At 36.7% G+C, this 15,734-nt stretch carries 13 protein-coding genes; 9 read left to right on the top strand and 4 right to left on the bottom strand.

Annotated features, from left to right (window positions below; all coding sequences use genetic code 11):
- Positions 1-61 precede the first annotated feature (61 nt).
- Entirely contained in the window at positions 62-1,978 is a 1,917-nt protein-coding gene (locus WG904_RS07820) for a TlpA family protein disulfide reductase (RefSeq protein ID WP_339578757.1), read from the bottom strand.
- Between the two features lie 131 nt (positions 1,979-2,109).
- Between WG904_RS07820 and WG904_RS07825 the strand changes: the two genes are divergently transcribed.
- A complete protein-coding gene (locus tag WG904_RS07825; RefSeq protein ID WP_339578758.1) occupies positions 2,110-2,832 on the top strand; it encodes an EcsC family protein in 723 nt (240 codons plus the stop codon).
- A 57-nt stretch (positions 2,833-2,889) separates the two neighbouring features.
- Here the strand turns inward: WG904_RS07825 and WG904_RS07830 are convergent, their stop codons facing one another.
- Entirely contained in the window at positions 2,890-3,294 is a 405-nt protein-coding gene (locus tag WG904_RS07830; protein WP_339578759.1) for an RNA-binding S4 domain-containing protein, read from the bottom strand.
- Positions 3,295-3,367: 73 nt separating this feature from the next.
- On the opposite strand from WG904_RS07830, the gene WG904_RS07835 reads away from it, so the two are divergent.
- The 8 genes from WG904_RS07835 to miaA all read left to right on the top strand — a co-directional run bounded on the left by WG904_RS07835 (position 3,368) and on the right by miaA (position 11,022).
- Complete coding sequence (locus WG904_RS07835; RefSeq protein ID WP_339578760.1) at positions 3,368-4,186, top strand: 2,3,4,5-tetrahydropyridine-2,6-dicarboxylate N-succinyltransferase; 819 nt, start codon at positions 3,368-3,370, stop codon at positions 4,184-4,186.
- A 5-nt stretch (positions 4,187-4,191) separates the two neighbouring features.
- Positions 4,192-5,307, top strand: a complete 1,116-nt coding sequence (locus WG904_RS07840) for a glycosyltransferase family 4 protein (RefSeq protein WP_339578761.1) — start codon at positions 4,192-4,194, stop codon at positions 5,305-5,307.
- 52 nt (positions 5,308-5,359) lie between these two features.
- A complete protein-coding gene (locus tag WG904_RS07845) occupies positions 5,360-6,406 on the top strand; it encodes a glycosyltransferase family 4 protein (protein WP_339578762.1) in 1,047 nt (348 codons plus the stop codon).
- 2 nt (positions 6,407-6,408) lie between these two features.
- Positions 6,409-7,188: a DUF5672 family protein gene (locus tag WG904_RS07850; RefSeq protein ID WP_339578763.1), complete on the top strand. Its 780-nt coding sequence runs from the start codon at positions 6,409-6,411 to the stop codon at positions 7,186-7,188.
- Between the two features lies 1 nt (position 7,189).
- On the top strand, positions 7,190-7,753 hold the full coding sequence (locus WG904_RS07855) for an L-threonylcarbamoyladenylate synthase (RefSeq protein ID WP_339578764.1): 564 nt from the start codon (positions 7,190-7,192) through the stop codon (positions 7,751-7,753).
- Positions 7,754-7,867: 114 nt separating this feature from the next.
- Positions 7,868-9,274 carry a CCA tRNA nucleotidyltransferase gene (locus WG904_RS07860; protein ID WP_339578765.1) on the top strand — a complete coding sequence of 469 codons (1,407 nt, stop codon included), beginning with the start codon at positions 7,868-7,870 and terminating at the stop codon, positions 9,272-9,274.
- A gap of 60 nt (positions 9,275-9,334) precedes the next feature.
- Positions 9,335-9,988, top strand: a complete 654-nt coding sequence (locus WG904_RS07865) for an IS1096 element passenger TnpR family protein (RefSeq protein ID WP_339578766.1) — start codon at positions 9,335-9,337, stop codon at positions 9,986-9,988.
- A gap of 116 nt (positions 9,989-10,104) precedes the next feature.
- Positions 10,105-11,022: a tRNA (adenosine(37)-N6)-dimethylallyltransferase MiaA gene (gene miaA, locus WG904_RS07870; protein ID WP_339578767.1), complete on the top strand. Its 918-nt coding sequence runs from the start codon at positions 10,105-10,107 to the stop codon at positions 11,020-11,022.
- Between the two features lie 17 nt (positions 11,023-11,039).
- Here miaA and WG904_RS07875 read toward each other — a convergent pair whose 3' ends face one another.
- Together WG904_RS07875 and rpoC are read right to left on the bottom strand one after the other, a co-directional pair.
- Positions 11,040-11,354 (bottom strand): DUF3467 domain-containing protein, encoded by a 315-nt coding sequence (locus tag WG904_RS07875; protein ID WP_339578768.1) that lies wholly within the window; start codon positions 11,352-11,354, stop codon positions 11,040-11,042.
- Positions 11,355-11,420: 66 nt separating this feature from the next.
- Positions 11,421-15,710, bottom strand: a complete 4,290-nt coding sequence (rpoC, locus tag WG904_RS07880; RefSeq protein ID WP_339578769.1) for a DNA-directed RNA polymerase subunit beta' — start codon at positions 15,708-15,710, stop codon at positions 11,421-11,423.
- Positions 15,711-15,734 lie beyond the last annotated feature (24 nt).

The raw sequence follows: 15,734 nt of genomic DNA on the forward strand, positions 1-15,734 counted from the left end.
CAATTTTGCCAAAGTGTACAAGCGTTTGGCTCGACTTCAATATATGTGTGTTGTTTTAAGCTTATTTACTGGCTTCTTTGCTACCTTTAGCTAGGGCAATCATCATATCTAACTCTTTAACAGTGATATCTGCCGACCCACTAAAGCCCACCTTTTTGAAACGGATATTTCCATTTCCGTCTACAATAAATTTGGTTGGAATACCCTCAACCTTGTATTGTTCAATGACATCGAATTTGCTAGGGTCTTTTGCATTTTTTGTGTCTAACAATATATTAAACGTATAATTCGGATTTGCCACCACCCAGTCTTTAACTAATTTTTCTCTGTTTTCTTCCGTTTGCCATGTGTTCACAAAAAGAAATACCACATTGGGATCGTTTTTGTACTTATCAACTGCTTTTTGCATACCCGGGAAGGATGCAATGCACGGACCACACCAAGTTGCCCAATAATCAACAATCACTACTTTTCCTTTTAGCTTTTCAAGCGAAACTGTTTCACCTTTTAAATTTGCAAGCGTAAATTTAGGAGCCGGCATGTCTATCATTTCTTTCATGAATTTAGCACGCTCCTTTTCAATAGCTATCCTTTCTAAGCCAGCATAATACGTATCAAATGGAACAGTTCCAGCATAAACAGATTTTAAATCGGCTTTTAACGCATCATTTCCTTGACCATCTTTAATAAATCGCTCTGCAAAAGTAACTACCTTATCTTTTTGTCCCATTTTAGCTAAAAATGAAACATATCTCACATTCATATCTGCACTGCTAAAATTATTTTTATTTACAGCCTCTTCTTGGAATTTCAAAGCTTCTGCACTTTTGCCCATATGATCAAGAAGAACGGCATAAGTATCGGCATAAGAAGCATAGGAGCTTTCAAGTCCTTTAAGATACTCTTCTTTAGAATTATAATATTCTGGCATTGGATCATTTTTAGCTGCCTCGATTAAGTCGAGCGATTTCTTAGAAATCATAGCTGCAAATTCTAAATTCTCTTTGTTCTCTGCACCGGCCCATGCATAGGTATTATAAGCACTAGCTACAGACAATTTGTTGTCTAGCTTGTTTGTAAACTCTTCAAATTTTGCATTATTTTTAGCTAATCCATATGCATTGGCAATATTCAGATAGAAATTAGACACTTTTACTGCATCGGCCTTTTTCTGAAGATCTAACTCAAAATCTTTAATTAAAGCGCTTAATTTTTCTTCTTTTTTGGCGGCATCTTTTTCATTGAAAATGGCATTGGCAGCTTGTCCATAAGCATACACTCCTTTTGGATACTTGGCCTTTATGATACTATTTACTGAATCAATCGCAGATTTTTTTCTTAAAACGCCATAAAGGCTTGAGATTTTCATCATATCTGCCTCCTTTAAGTTTGATGTTTTGTTGAGCAAAGCGATTTCATTTTTAATCATTTTTTCACCATCTACCTTATCTAAACTATACTTTAAAGCCATATAACGGTCTAAATACGTATATCTCATTTTCGGATCGGCCTTAAAAGCATTTTCAAATGCTACCAATGCTTTTGCATTGTCGATATTGGCACCCGAATAGGCTTTCCCCATTCCAACATAGAATTGTGATTCCCAGTAATAGGCCATAGCGGTAGGTTTTCCATCTTTATAAAAAAGAGTATAATATCCATTCGGATTTTCATCTTTAGTTCCATCCGCAGAAAAAGCTAAAACTGCTATCGCAGTGCTATCTACAGGCGTAAAGCTACCTTTATAAGTAGACCCTTCTTTGGTTAAAGGAACAGTGATCAATTTGAATTTATTATTGATATAGGTATAAACATCACATTTTACATTGGCTAATCTTTCTAATTTGCCACCCATAGGATCGTAACTAAACGATAGGGGCTGACCAGCTTCTGGGGTAGTTGAAGAAAATTTGACTATTTGTGCGAAGCTATTTAACATCGAAAATGCCAAGAGCATTAATAATACAAGTTTTTTCATAATGATCTAGTTTTTTTTAATGGTTATGAAGATTTAACTAAATATATAGTTTCCTTTTATAAATTCAAAATTTTTCTTTAAAAACCTAATATACAAAAAATTAGGGGAATGATTTTTGATTATCTTTGTACATGAGCACGTACCAAGAACAGGTTAATTTAGAACTCGAATTTTGGAAAAGGGAGGTCATGAAAAAACCGTCCATTTTTGGCAATCTTGCTACCAAAGTACAAACAAAAATTAACAGTTATATTCCTACTAAAGTACACAAGGCAATCACGGTTACCATAAAACAAATGGTAAAAGCAGTGCTATTTGGTTCAACCTACACCAGTTCGGCTAGGCCAGACGAGCAACTGAGTTTATTGCATCGCGAAGCTTTAGTAAAAGCTAAAATTGATGCCTATTGTAAAACCGGCGCGGCTGAGGGCGGCATTACTGGTGCTGGTGGATTTTTAATGAGCATGGCCGACTTCCCCATACTCATTGGAATTAAATTAAAATTACTTTTTGAAATTGCTTCATTATATGGATTTGATTGCAAAGACTATCGGGAACGTTTATACATCCTACACATTTTTCAATTGGCATTTTCGAGCGCAAAGGGGGCACAAAATATATTTCAGCAAATGCAAAATTGGGACGAGAAGCTTACTATTTTACCAGAAAGTGCGGATCAGTTCGATTGGCAAACCTTTCAACAAGAATATCGAGATTATATCGATTTGGCCAAACTTGCGCAATTGCTTCCTGTTGTTGGTGCTGCCGTGGGCGCTGTAGCAAATTATCAGCTAATTAAGAAGTTGGGAAAAACGGCGATGATGGCTTACCGTATTAGAGTCTTGAGTCATTAGTTCTAAGTCTTGAGTCTATTTACTACAAGAAATAGACTCAAGACTGAAGACTCTAGACTAAAGACTGTCTTCGTCAAACATCCCCCCTATCAAATCATCTGTTTCTCTTCGATCTTTCTTCGTTGGCCTACCAGTTCCTCGATCGCGCTTTAAGCTAGGCGCATGGAACATCGTTTTAAAAGCATGCGTTTCTTCAACCGGTGTTAAATCTTTGTATTTCGTAACCGCAATTTTAGCTTCAACCCTGTTAGATTGTAATTCTACTACTTCGATAATTTTTTTCTCTATTCCTTTCGAAACTTGATAAACTTCACCAATCTTCACAATAGCCGAAGGTTTAACATTTTGTCCGTTAAATTTAATACGTCCAGCCTTACACGCATCCGTTGCCAAACTACGGGTTTTAAACAAGCGGATTGCCCATAGGTATTTATCAATTCTTAATTTTTCTGCTTCTGCCATTAAAACAATAATAATCAAATCAAAGTTACAGTAATAAATAAAATTCCTTTATTTTGTAAAAAATTAAAATACCATGATCGAAGATTTAAAAAAGCTAATAGAAGCCGCTTGGGAAGACAGAACGTTATTGGCCTATAGCGAATATTGTGAAGCTATTGAAACCGTAATAAAAAGACTTGATGCAGGCGAATTGCGTGTTGCTGAGCCCATCTTAAATACTTGGGGAATTAACGAATGGATTAAGAAAGCGGTAATTATGTATTTCCCTATTCGGGAGATGAAAGAGATAAAAGCGGGTCCTTTTGTATTCCATGATAAAATGGAATTAAAAACTGATTATAAAACTTCGGGCGTGCGTGTGGTTCCTATGGCAAGTGCACGTTATGGCTCATTTTTAGCTAAAGGGGTAATTATGATGCCTTCGTATATAAACATTGGTGCTTATGTAGATGAGGGCACTATGGTTGATACCTGGGCTACCGTAGGTTCTTGTGCCCAAATAGGCAAACGCGTGCACTTAAGTGGTGGCGTGGGCATAGGTGGTGTTTTAGAACCCGTTCAAGCCGCTCCCGTAATTATTGAAGACGATTGCTTTATTGGTTCGAGGGCTATTGTTGTTGAAGGGGTTAAAGTGGAAAAAGAAGCTGTACTAGGTGCAAACGTGGTATTAACCGCCTCTACAAAAATTATTGATGTGACGGGTTCAACTCCAATTGAATATAAAGGAATTGTTCCTTCTCGGTCGGTAGTAATACCAGGTTCGTATACCAAAAAATTCCCAGCCGGAGAATTTCAGGTGCCATGTGCTTTAATTATTGGAAAAAGAAAAGAATCGACCGATAAAAAAACCTCTCTTAATGATGCATTGAGAGAAAATAATGTAGCAGTTTAAGTTTGATGAAAATAGGATTCGATGGCAAACGTGCAGCAAATAATTTAACTGGACTGGGTAATTACAGTCGTTCGTTAATTGAACATATGGCTGATCAGTTTCCAGAAAATGAATATTATCTTTACACTCCAAAGATTAATGCCACCATTAGAAAATATTCCCTATTTTCTAAAAAAAACATTAAACTCCAATTTCCACCAAAAAACAGCACTTCGCCTATTTGGCGAAGCGTTGGTATTGTTTTACAATTGGTAAAAGATAAAATTGATATTTTTCATGGCTTAAGTCACGAAATCCCATTTGGTTTAAAAGAAAATGGAATAAAAAGCATTGTTACTATTCACGATCTAATTTTTCTGGTAAAGCCACACTATTATAATTTGTTCGACCGAATTATTTATAAATATAAGAGTAAGTATGCTTGCAAGCATGCTGATAGGATTATAGCGATTAGTGAGCAAACTAAAAAAGATATCGTGCGCTTCTACCAAATAGATCCTGCTAAAATTGAAGTTATCTATCAAAGTTGTGATGATCAGTTTAAAAAGCTGTTGGGTGAAAATGAAAAAGAATTTCTTCGTAAAAAATACCAACTTCCACTCAATTACATTTTAAATGTCGGCACGATTGAAGCTAGAAAAAATCTTTTATTGCTCATAAAAGCTTTACCACTTATCGATCCAACTTACACACTTGTGATCATCGGAAAAGAGCAATCATATGCCCAGCTGATCCGAAAAGAAATCAACAATTTAGATTTGCATAAGCGTGTAGTCTTTTTAAGAGATGTTCCTTTTAATGATCTTCCCGGAATATATCAAATGGCGAGAATTTTTATCTATCCATCGCACTACGAAGGCTTTGGCATACCGATAATAGAGGCTTTGTTTGGAAAAGTACCCGTTGTTGCTACAACAGGCTCTTGCTTAGAAGAGGCTGGCGGACCAGCTAGTAGATATGTTTCGCCAGATAATAGCAATGAATTAGCTGATGCAGTTAACCACATTTTAACAGACGCGCAATTGCAAGAAAGCATGAAGCAAAAAGGCTTAGCATACGTTCAGAAATTTAACAATAAATTGCTTAGTCAGCAATTATTGAATTGTTACCTAAAAATATAACCCATCTATTTTTTCTTAACTTGGTAAAGCAATATAATTTATTTAAACCCTGATGAAAGTAGTATTTGATTGCGAACGAATGAAATATCCATATACTGGATTATTTGAATATTGCCAAAGATTAGCTTCAAATCTAATTTCATTAAAGCAAAAAAACGATGAAATAGTACTTTATCTGCCTGAAAAAGCTAAACTACATTTTAATGCTGAGGTAAAAATCATCAACCAAAAAAGTTTACACAAATTTATATTCCCAACTATAGATAGCAACATTGATATTTGGCATACCACTCATCAAACATCGTGGTATGTTCCACCAAGGAAACGGCATATTAAACATGTTTTAACTATTCATGATCTCAATTTTTTGCATGAAGAAAAGTCTCTTTCAAAATGCGAAAAATATTTAAAAAAAATTCAAGATAATATTGATCGTTCAGATTGTTTAGTGGCTATTTCTGAATTTACCAAACAAGATATTTTAAAACATCTCAAAGTAGATATACCCATTAGCGTAATTTATAACGGTTGCGATCTAAAAACATTTCCTAATTTTAACTCGCCAAATTTTAGGCCTACGGCGCCATATCTTTTTAGTTTAGGTACCGTAAATCCTAAAAAAAATTTCCACGTGCTACCTTGCCTCCTACAAAACAACACTTATCAATTAATAATTGCAGGCAAAGCTGATAAAAACTATGCCGATAGAATAGTGCAAGAAGCCGAAAAATACGGTGTAGCCGACCGAGTTTTTATTATCGGAGCAATAACCAACGAAGAAAAATATTGGTACTATAAAAATTGTGAAGCCTTTTTGTTTCCTTCCATTGCCGAGGGTTTCGGCATTCCTGTTATCGAAGCAATGAGTTTTGGGAAACCGACGTTCTTATCAAAATCGACTTCGCTGCCAGAAATTGGTGGTAAAAACGCTTATTATTTCGAGAATTTTGATTCGTTAACGATGGTGAAAAATTTCAACGAGGGTTTTGCGCACTATGAGGGAACCAACCCATCAGTGGCAATAATTAATCACGCCAAGCAATTTAATTGGCAAAAATGTGCTAGTGAGTATTTAACCCTGTACAAAAGTTTAATGTAACAATGGAGAAAAACTGTGTAGTTGTTTACCCAATTTATAAGGCCCCGAGTAGTATCGAACTTAACTTTTTAGAAAATGGCATTAAAGTAAATGCCGATTTTGAACAAGTTATCGTTGCTCCAGAAAGCTTAATCATAAACCATTCATTTGGCATTTTGCAGAAGATAAGAATCAAACGGTTTAATGATCGTTATTTTGAAGGTATTGAAGGATATAACTGTTTAATGCTAAGTAAAGATTTTTACTCTTCATTTATAGAATTTGAATTTATGTTAATACATCAACCTGATGTTTATTTATTTAAAAATGAATTAGCTTATTGGTGTAAAAAAGATTACGCGTACATCGGTGCCCCATGGTTTAAACCTGAAAAAATTGGCAGAGGTAAAATTTATGGTTTTTTACACCAAAAAATATGGCAAACTTACCTAACGAAAAAGAGAAAAAACGGGTGGTTATACAACAAAGTTGGTAACGGCGGCTTATCACTGCGCAACATTCAGAAAGCAATTGAAACGCTGAATAAAGCACCTTTAGCTTTAATTAATGCCTATATTGCTACAGTTTCACCTCACTATAACGAAGATATTTTTTGGTCTATTGAGGCACCAAAAATAATCGACTTTAAAATTCCAAAATGGGATGAAGCCCTGCGGTTTGCTATAGAATTTGACCCTAGAAAAGCTTATTCATTTTTAAATCAAAATTTACCCTTCGGGTGTCACGCTCCTTTAAAGCATGAACCCGAGTTTTGGAAAAAATTTATACCTATACTTAACTAATATGAACGTAGAAATTAATAACGCATTACAAGCATTAAAAAGCGGGGGCGTAATCTTATATCCTACCGATACCGTTTGGGGCTTAGGTTGCGATGCCACCAATGAAGAAGCAGCTGCTAAAATAAATGCCATTAAAGGTAGAGCTACTGATAAGAGTTTCATTGTATTGTTAAATTCTGCCAATCAATTACCAAGTTACGTAACTGAAATTCCAGATGTTGCTTATGAGTTAATTGAGTATACAGAAAATCCATTAACCATTATTTTCTCTGGAGCAAAAAATTTAGCAAAAAATGTAATTAATGCCGATGGAACAGTAGGTATACGTGTGGTTGAACACGCATTTTGCGAGCAACTCCTTCAACGTTTTCGTAGACCAATAACCTCAACTTCGGCCAATATTTCTGGTCAGCCTACCCCACAATTTTTTGATGAAATTTCGCAGGAGATTATTGATGCAGTAGATTATGTAGTCGACTTTGAGCAAGAACTTCGCATTCCAAAAAAACCCTCAACGATTATAAAATTAGGTCCGTCAGGACAGTTTGAGTTTATTAGGAAATAGAGCTTAGTAGTAACCCTTTTCCCATTTTACATTTTACATCTTACATCAAACCCGATTGTTTTTACTAATTTCGTCCAATAATTGTCATCCAGCGCGCGGCGAAGGATCTTAACTATGTATAAATCCCTGAAAAATCCAATATTCAATGTTCTTGCAACCTTAGCCGAACAAACCAAAACAGAAGTGTTTGTAATAGGTGGCTTTGTACGTGATGTTTTCTTAAATCGTCCTTCCAAAGACATCGATATTTTGGTAATTGGAAATGGGATAGATTTTGCCGAAAAAGTTGGGCTTAAATTAAAAACAAAAGTTGCGGTATTTAAGAATTTTGGAACAGCAATGTTAAAGCATGGCGATCTAGAGATCGAATTTGTGGGTGCCCGAAAAGAATCATATCGCTCTAATTCGCGAAAGCCAATCGTAGAAAACGGTACTTTGGCCGATGATCAGCTTCGTAGAGATTTCACCATCAATGCATTAGCAATCTCATTAAATAAAGTTAATTATGGAGAAATTGTTGATCCATTTAATGGGATTGAAGATTTAAATCATAGGTTAATACGAACCCCATTAGACCCTGCAATTACGTTTTCCGACGACCCATTACGCATGATGAGGGCCATTCGCTTTGCTACGCAACTAAACTTTGAAATTGACAGTAAAGCAATAGCAGCGATAAAAAATCAGAAAGAGCGCATTAGTATTGTTTCTAAAGAAAGAATTACCGACGAACTTAATAAAATTATCCTAGCAAAAACACCATCAATTGGTTTCAAACATCTATTTGATACGGGGCTTTTACAGCTTATTTTTCCTCAAATGGCAGCACTTTACGGTGTTGAAATTATTAAGGGAAAAGGACATAAAGACAACTTTTATCACACTTTGCAGGTTTTAGATAACATTTGTGAGCATACCGACGATCTATGGCTACGGTGGGCAGCAATATTGCACGATATTGCCAAACCGCCAACCAAAAGATTCGAGGAAGGACACGGGTGGACTTTCCATGGTCACGAAGATAAGGGGGCTCGAATGGTACCTCAGATTTTTGCGCAATTAAAACTCCCTCTCAACGAGAAAATGAAGTTCGTTCAAAAACTGGTACAATTGCATTTACGTCCCATTGTTTTAGCTCAAGAAAAGGTTACGGATTCGGCAGTTAGACGTTTGCTTTTCGAAGCCGGAGAAGAAATCGAAAGTTTAATGATTTTGTGCAATGCAGATGTAACCACAAAAAATGAGTACAAAATTAAAAAGTACCGCAATAATTTCGAACTGGTTAAGCAAAAACTAAAGGATGTTGAAGAAAGAGATCAACTCCGTAATTGGCAACCACCAATAAGTGGAAATGATATTATGCAAACTTTTGGCCTTCAGGCGGGTAAAGAGGTTGGTATTTTAAAAAATGCAATTCGCGAAGCCATATTAGAAGGCGAAATTCCGAACAGCTATGAAGAAGCTTTCCATTTTATGAAACAAAAAGCGACAGAATTGGGTTTAAAAGTAATCAACGACTAAAAAGCCCTCCCAAAATATATTTTATTTCCTTAATTTTACACCCAAGAAACAGCATAACGAATGGCAATTTATAGATTTAGAATTTCTTTTGAAGATTTTGATGATGTGGTGAGAGAAATTGACATCAAAACCAATCAAACCTTCGAAGATTTACACCGTGCATTTCATCGCTCAACCGGATACGATGCAGATAAATCATCCTCATTTTATGTAAGTACCGATAATTGGATAAAGGGAGACGAAATTGCTATGTTGCCAAATCAACGTAAAATAGATAATGGCGTTACGTTAATGGAAAAAGCAAAGCTGAGCAGCTTTGTCGATGATCCTCACCAAAAATTTTATTACATCTATAATTTCGAGCGTCCTTTCGATTTTCATGTCGAACTGATTAAAATTATCTTAGAAAATGATCCTAATATCGAATATCCCTTCTTAGTGAAAAGCACTGGCGAAGCACCAAAAATTATCGATAAAAATAACATGGCTGCGTTTACGGCAAGTGCTGCCGTAGCCTCAAGTGAGTTCGATTTCTTAAATGAGTTAGATTTTGTTCCTGAAGATACCGAAGAGTTAGAAGCCATGGGGGGTAGAGGCATCAATGCTGAAGAAGTTGATGAAGATAGTGAAGCGGAAGAAGAAAAAGACGACTTTGCCGAAGGTGATGATTTTGAAGAAGATTTTGGAAGTTCCAATAATGACGAAGATTATTAGCCCCTCCTTGTTTGTCATTTCGAATGAGAAACGAGCAGAAAACTAGCCACAGATTCTCCAATAGATCTCTTCTATGGTCGAAAGGGCGAATTACGATACTAAAATCCTGATAGTAAATGTCGCAAAAGACTTTAATAGTAGTGGTAGGACCAACGGCAATCGGTAAAACTTCGTTGGCAATAGCCTTGGCCAATTTTTACCATACCGAAATTATTTCAGCAGATTCCCGTCAATTTTTCAAAGAAATGAACATTGGAACGGCAAAGCCTTCGAAAGAAGAATTAGCGGCAGCAAAACATCATTTTATTAACTCACATAGCATAAATACCTTATTTAGTACAGGCGATTTTGAAGTTGAAGCCTTAAAATTAATCGACGAACGGTTTAAAATACACGACATACTGATTATGGTGGGTGGTTCTGGCTTATACATCGATTCGGTTTGTAAAGGATTAGATCAGCTGCCCGAAATAGACCTAAGCATCCGAGAAGAACTTAATCAACAATTTGCAAATCACGGAATAGTTTCTATCCAAAATCAACTTCAAGACGTGGATCCTGAGTACTTTTCTAAAGTAGACCAGTCTAATCCACAACGCATGATTAGAGGGCTGGAAGTTTTCTTATCCACTGGGCAAAAACTTTCGTCTTTCTTAACGGCAAACAAAAAAGTAAGGCCGTTCAATAGTATAAAAATCGGACTAAACTCAGACCGTTCCTTGCTGTATGATCGAATAAACCAGCGCGTAGATTTGATGCTGGAAGCTGGCTTACTTGATGAAGTTAAATCACTAATGCCTTATCGGCCCCTCAATGCCTTAAATACGGTAGGCTACTCAGAATTATTCGATTATTTAGATGGAAAAACAGATTTGGCATCTGCAATTGCGATGATTAAACAGAATACCCGTCGATTTGCCAAACGCCAACTAACATGGTTCAGAAAAGATGAAAGTACGAATTGGTTTGAGCCCGAAGAAACGGAGAAAATTTTAATCCGCATTAGCCAATTAGTGAATTTGCAAATTAGCTAATTTACAAATTCACTATTTTAGGCTTGAGCCGTTGGTCCGCCAAAATTTAAAGGAAAGCCAACTGCTTCCTCTTGCATTTTAATTTTCCCATTTATCGCTTCGAACTTCTCGATATTATCTTGCATAGCCTGCATTAATCGTTTGGCATGCTCTGGTGTTAAGATAATTCTGGATTTTACCTTTGCTTTTGGTACGCCGGGCATTACTCGGATAAAATCTAATACAAACTCTGTATTAGAGTGGGTAATAATGGCTAAATTAGAAAATATACCTTCGGCAATTTCTTCCGATAATTCTATGTTAATTTGATTTTCGTTCTGTTGTTCTTCCATGATGGTCAAAAATAAAAAAAAATCCCGACGTTATGTCGGGATTTAATATAAGTAATCAGATAAATTTTACGCCTCTACTTCTTCTTCAGCTTTAGATGCTAATAATTTATCGTACTCTTCTTGAGAACCTACAATGATACGCTCATAGCCACGTACACCAGTACCTGAAGGAATCAAGTGACCAACAATTACGTTTTCTTTTAAGCCTAACATGTTATCACGTTTACCCGCGATAGCAGCCTCATTTAACACCTTAGTGGTTTCCTGGAAGGACGCAGCAGAGATAAATGATTTTGTACCTAACGATGCTCTAGTGATCCCCTGTAGAATTGAACTCGCTGTTGCAGGTTGTGCATCACGTACTTCAATTTGCTTTAAATCTTTACGTTTTAATTGAGAATTTTCGTCTCTTAATTTACGTAACGATAAAATCTGACCTGGTTTTACCAAATTCGAATCACCCGCATCTACAACTACTTTTTTATCGTAAATTTCATCGTTCTCTACTTGGAAATCCCAACGATCTACCGAGTCATTTTCTAAGAAACGTGTATCACCTGGGTCTTCGATATGCACTTTTTGCATCATTTGGTGTACAATTACTTCAAAGTGCTTATCGTTAATTTTCACACCCTGCAAACGGTAAACCTCTTGGATACCATTCACCAAGTACTCTTGTACAGCCGCAGGGCCTTTAATGGCTAAAATATCGGCTGGAGAAATAGACCCGTCAGATAACGGCATACCCGCTTTAACAAAGTCGTTATCCTGTACCAAAATGTGCTTAGACAATGGTACTAGATATTTTTTAACTTCTCCATCTTTAGACTCAATCGTCATCTCGCGATTACCACGTTTAACACCGCCTAAAGTTACTACACCATCAATCTCAGTTACTACAGCTGGGTTAGATGGATTACGTGCTTCAAATAACTCGGTCACACGTGGTAAACCACCTGTAATATCTCGGGTTTTACCTGTTGCACGAGGTATTTTAACTAGAATTTGACCAGTTTGTACAGATTCGCCTTCGTCGATCGCAATGTGCGCACCTACTGGAATGTTATATCCTCTAATTAAATCCCCTTTTTTATCAACAACTCTAATCGACGGATTTTTTGTTTTATCACGTGTATCGATAATTACTTTTTCACGGTGACCAGTTTGCTCATCTGATTCTTCACGGAAAGTTACTCCTTCAACAATAGCATCGAACTCGATTTTACCTGCAAATTCAGAGATAATAACAGCATTGTATGGATCCCATGAACAAATTTTATCTCCTTTTTTGATCTTATCGCCTTCCTTAACAAATAAGAATGCACCATAAGGAATATTGTTGGTTACAATTATTTTGCCAGTTCCAGGTTCAATAATTTTAAACTCTCCCGAACGACCCAATACGATATCAGTTTTACCTTCTTCGGTATTCGTTTCTACAGTACGTAAGTTTTCGAATTCGATAACGCCATCAAATTTAGCATTGATCTGCGATTCTGCAGCAATGTTCGATGCCGTACCACCTACGTGGAATGTACGTAACGTTAACTGTGTACCTGGCTCACCGATAGACTGTGCAGCAATTACACCAACAGCCTCACCTCTTTGAACACGTTTACCAGATGCTAAGTTACGACCGTAACAAAGGGCACAAACCCCTCTTTTGTTTTCGCAGGTTAATACCGAACGAATTTCTATACCCTCTAAAGGAGATTCTTCAATTGCTTTTGCAATTTCTTCAGAAATATCCTCACCTGCACCAACTAATAAAGCTCCATCTAACGGATTAAATACATCATGAAGTGAAATACGACCCAAAATCCTGTCATATAACGGCTCAACAATATCTTCGTTATCCTTTAACGCGGTAGTGTACATACCTCTTAAGGTACCACAATCTACTGCATTCACAATCATATCTTGTGCAACGTCGTGCAAACGACGAGTTAAGTAACCCGCATCCGCAGTTTTTAACGCTGTATCGGCCAAACCTTTACGTGCACCGTGAGTAGAGATAAAGTACTCAAGTACCGATAATCCTTCTTTAAAGTTAGATAAAATCGGATTTTCAATAATCTCACCACCAGAACCTGATTTTTGAGGCTTAGCCATCAAACCACGCATACCGCATAGCTGACGAATTTGCTCTTTCGAACCACGTGCACCAGAGTCGAGCATCATATACACCGAGTTGAACCCTTGGTTATCGCTCGATAATTGAGTCATCACGAAGGAAGTTAAACGATTGTTAATACGTGTCCAAATATCGATAATTTGGTTGTACCGCTCGTTGTTGGTAATGAAACCCATGTTATAGTTGTTTCTTACCTCTTCTACTTCAGTTGCAGCTTGCTCTAATAAGGTATGTTTCTCTACTGGAATATTTACATCCATTAAGTTAAACGATAAACCACCTTGGAATGCCATTTTGAAACCCAATTCCTTGATATCATCTAAGAAACGTGCCGAACGTGCCATACCCGTCATCTTAACTACCTCACCAATAATATCTCTTAGCGATTTTTTAGTTAATAATTCGTTAATATAACCTACTTCCTCAGGCACCATTTGGTTAAATAGTACTCTACCTACTGTAGTTTCCGTTAATTTATTTACAATCGTGCCATCTTCTTGTTTTACATTCACTTTTACTTTAATAAAAGCGTGCAAATCAATTTTCTTCTCGTTGTAAGCAATAATTACTTCTTCTGGAGAATAGAATGACTGATCTTGACCTTTAACTACGCGTCCCTCATCAGTTCTACGGCCTTTAGTAATGTAATAAAGACCCAAAACCATATCTTGAGATGGAACCGTAATAGGTGTTCCGTTTGCAGGGTTCAAGATGTTGTGTGCAGCAAGCATCAATACTTGGGCTTCCAAAATCGCAGCATGACCTAAAGGTAAATGCACAGCCATCTGGTCACCATCAAAATCCGCATTAAATGCTGTACAAACTAATGGGTGTAATTGGATCGCTTTTCCTTCTACCAATTTCGGTTGGAAAGATTGGATCCCTAATCTGTGCAACGTAGGTGCACGATTTAGCAATACTGGGTGTCCTTTCAATACGTTTTCGAGGATATCCCATACGAGTGGATCTTTTCTATCTACAATTTTCTTAGCAGATTTAACCGTCTTCACTATTCCTCTTTCTATCATTTTGCGAATGATAAATGGTTTGAATAGCTCTGCAGCCATATCTTTTGGTAAACCGCATTCGTGTAATTTTAGGTTTGGACCTACAACAATTACCGAACGAGCAGAATAATCTACACGTTTACCTAATAAGTTCTGACGGAAACGACCTTGTTTACCTTTCAAAATATCTGAAAGCGATTTTAAGGCACGATTACCTTCAGTTTTAACAGCATTTACCTTACGTGAGTTATCGAACAACGAATCTACAGCTTCCTGTAACATACGTTTCTCGTTACGTAAAATAACTTCTGGTGCTTTAATCTCGATCAAACGTTTTAAACGGTTGTTACGAATAATTACACGACGATATAAATCGTTCAAATCTGAAGTTGCAAAACGACCACCTTCTAAAGGTACTAAAGGACGTAATTCTGGTGGAATAACGGGAACAATTTTAATAATCATCCACTCTGGGTTATTCTCAATACGTGTTTTAGCACCACGGAATGCTTCTACAACTTGAAGGCGTTTTAACGCCTCATTTTTACGTTGCTGAGAAGTTTCGTTCGCTGCTTGGTGACGTAAGTTGTACGATAAAGTATCTAAATCAATACGTTTCAGTAAATCTTCTAATGCTTCAGCACCCATTTTGGCGATGAATTTATTAGGGTCTTTATCGTCCAAATATTGATTTTCTTTCGGTAATTTATCTAAAATATCTAAATATTCTTCTTCCGTTAGGAAGTCCATATAATTGATACCTTGATCTGCCATTAAACCCGACTGGATAACTACATAACGCTCGTAGTAAATAATCAGATCTAATCTTTTGGTAGGTAAACCTAAAAGGTAACCGATTTTGTTTGGCAATGAGCGGAAATACCAGATATGCGCAACTGGAACCACCAAGTTGATGTGTCCCATACGTTCTCTACGTACTTTTTTCTCCGTCACCTCAACACCACAACGGTCGCAAACAATTCCTTTATAACGGATACGTTTGTATTTACCGCAATGGCATTCGTAATCTTTTACCGGACCAAAAATACGCTCGCAGAACAAACCATCACGTTCAGGTTTGTACGTACGATAATTGATCGTCTCAGGTTTTAACACCTCACCACTTGAACGCTCTAAGATATTCTCAGGCGACGCCAAGCTAATGGTTATCGAGGTGAAATTGCTTTTTAATTTATTATCCTTTTTGTAAGACATACTAATGTGTTTAAATGTTGGAAG

This window comes from Pedobacter anseongensis, assembly GCF_037482965.1.
Classification (GTDB): domain Bacteria; phylum Bacteroidota; class Bacteroidia; order Sphingobacteriales; family Sphingobacteriaceae; genus Pedobacter; species Pedobacter anseongensis.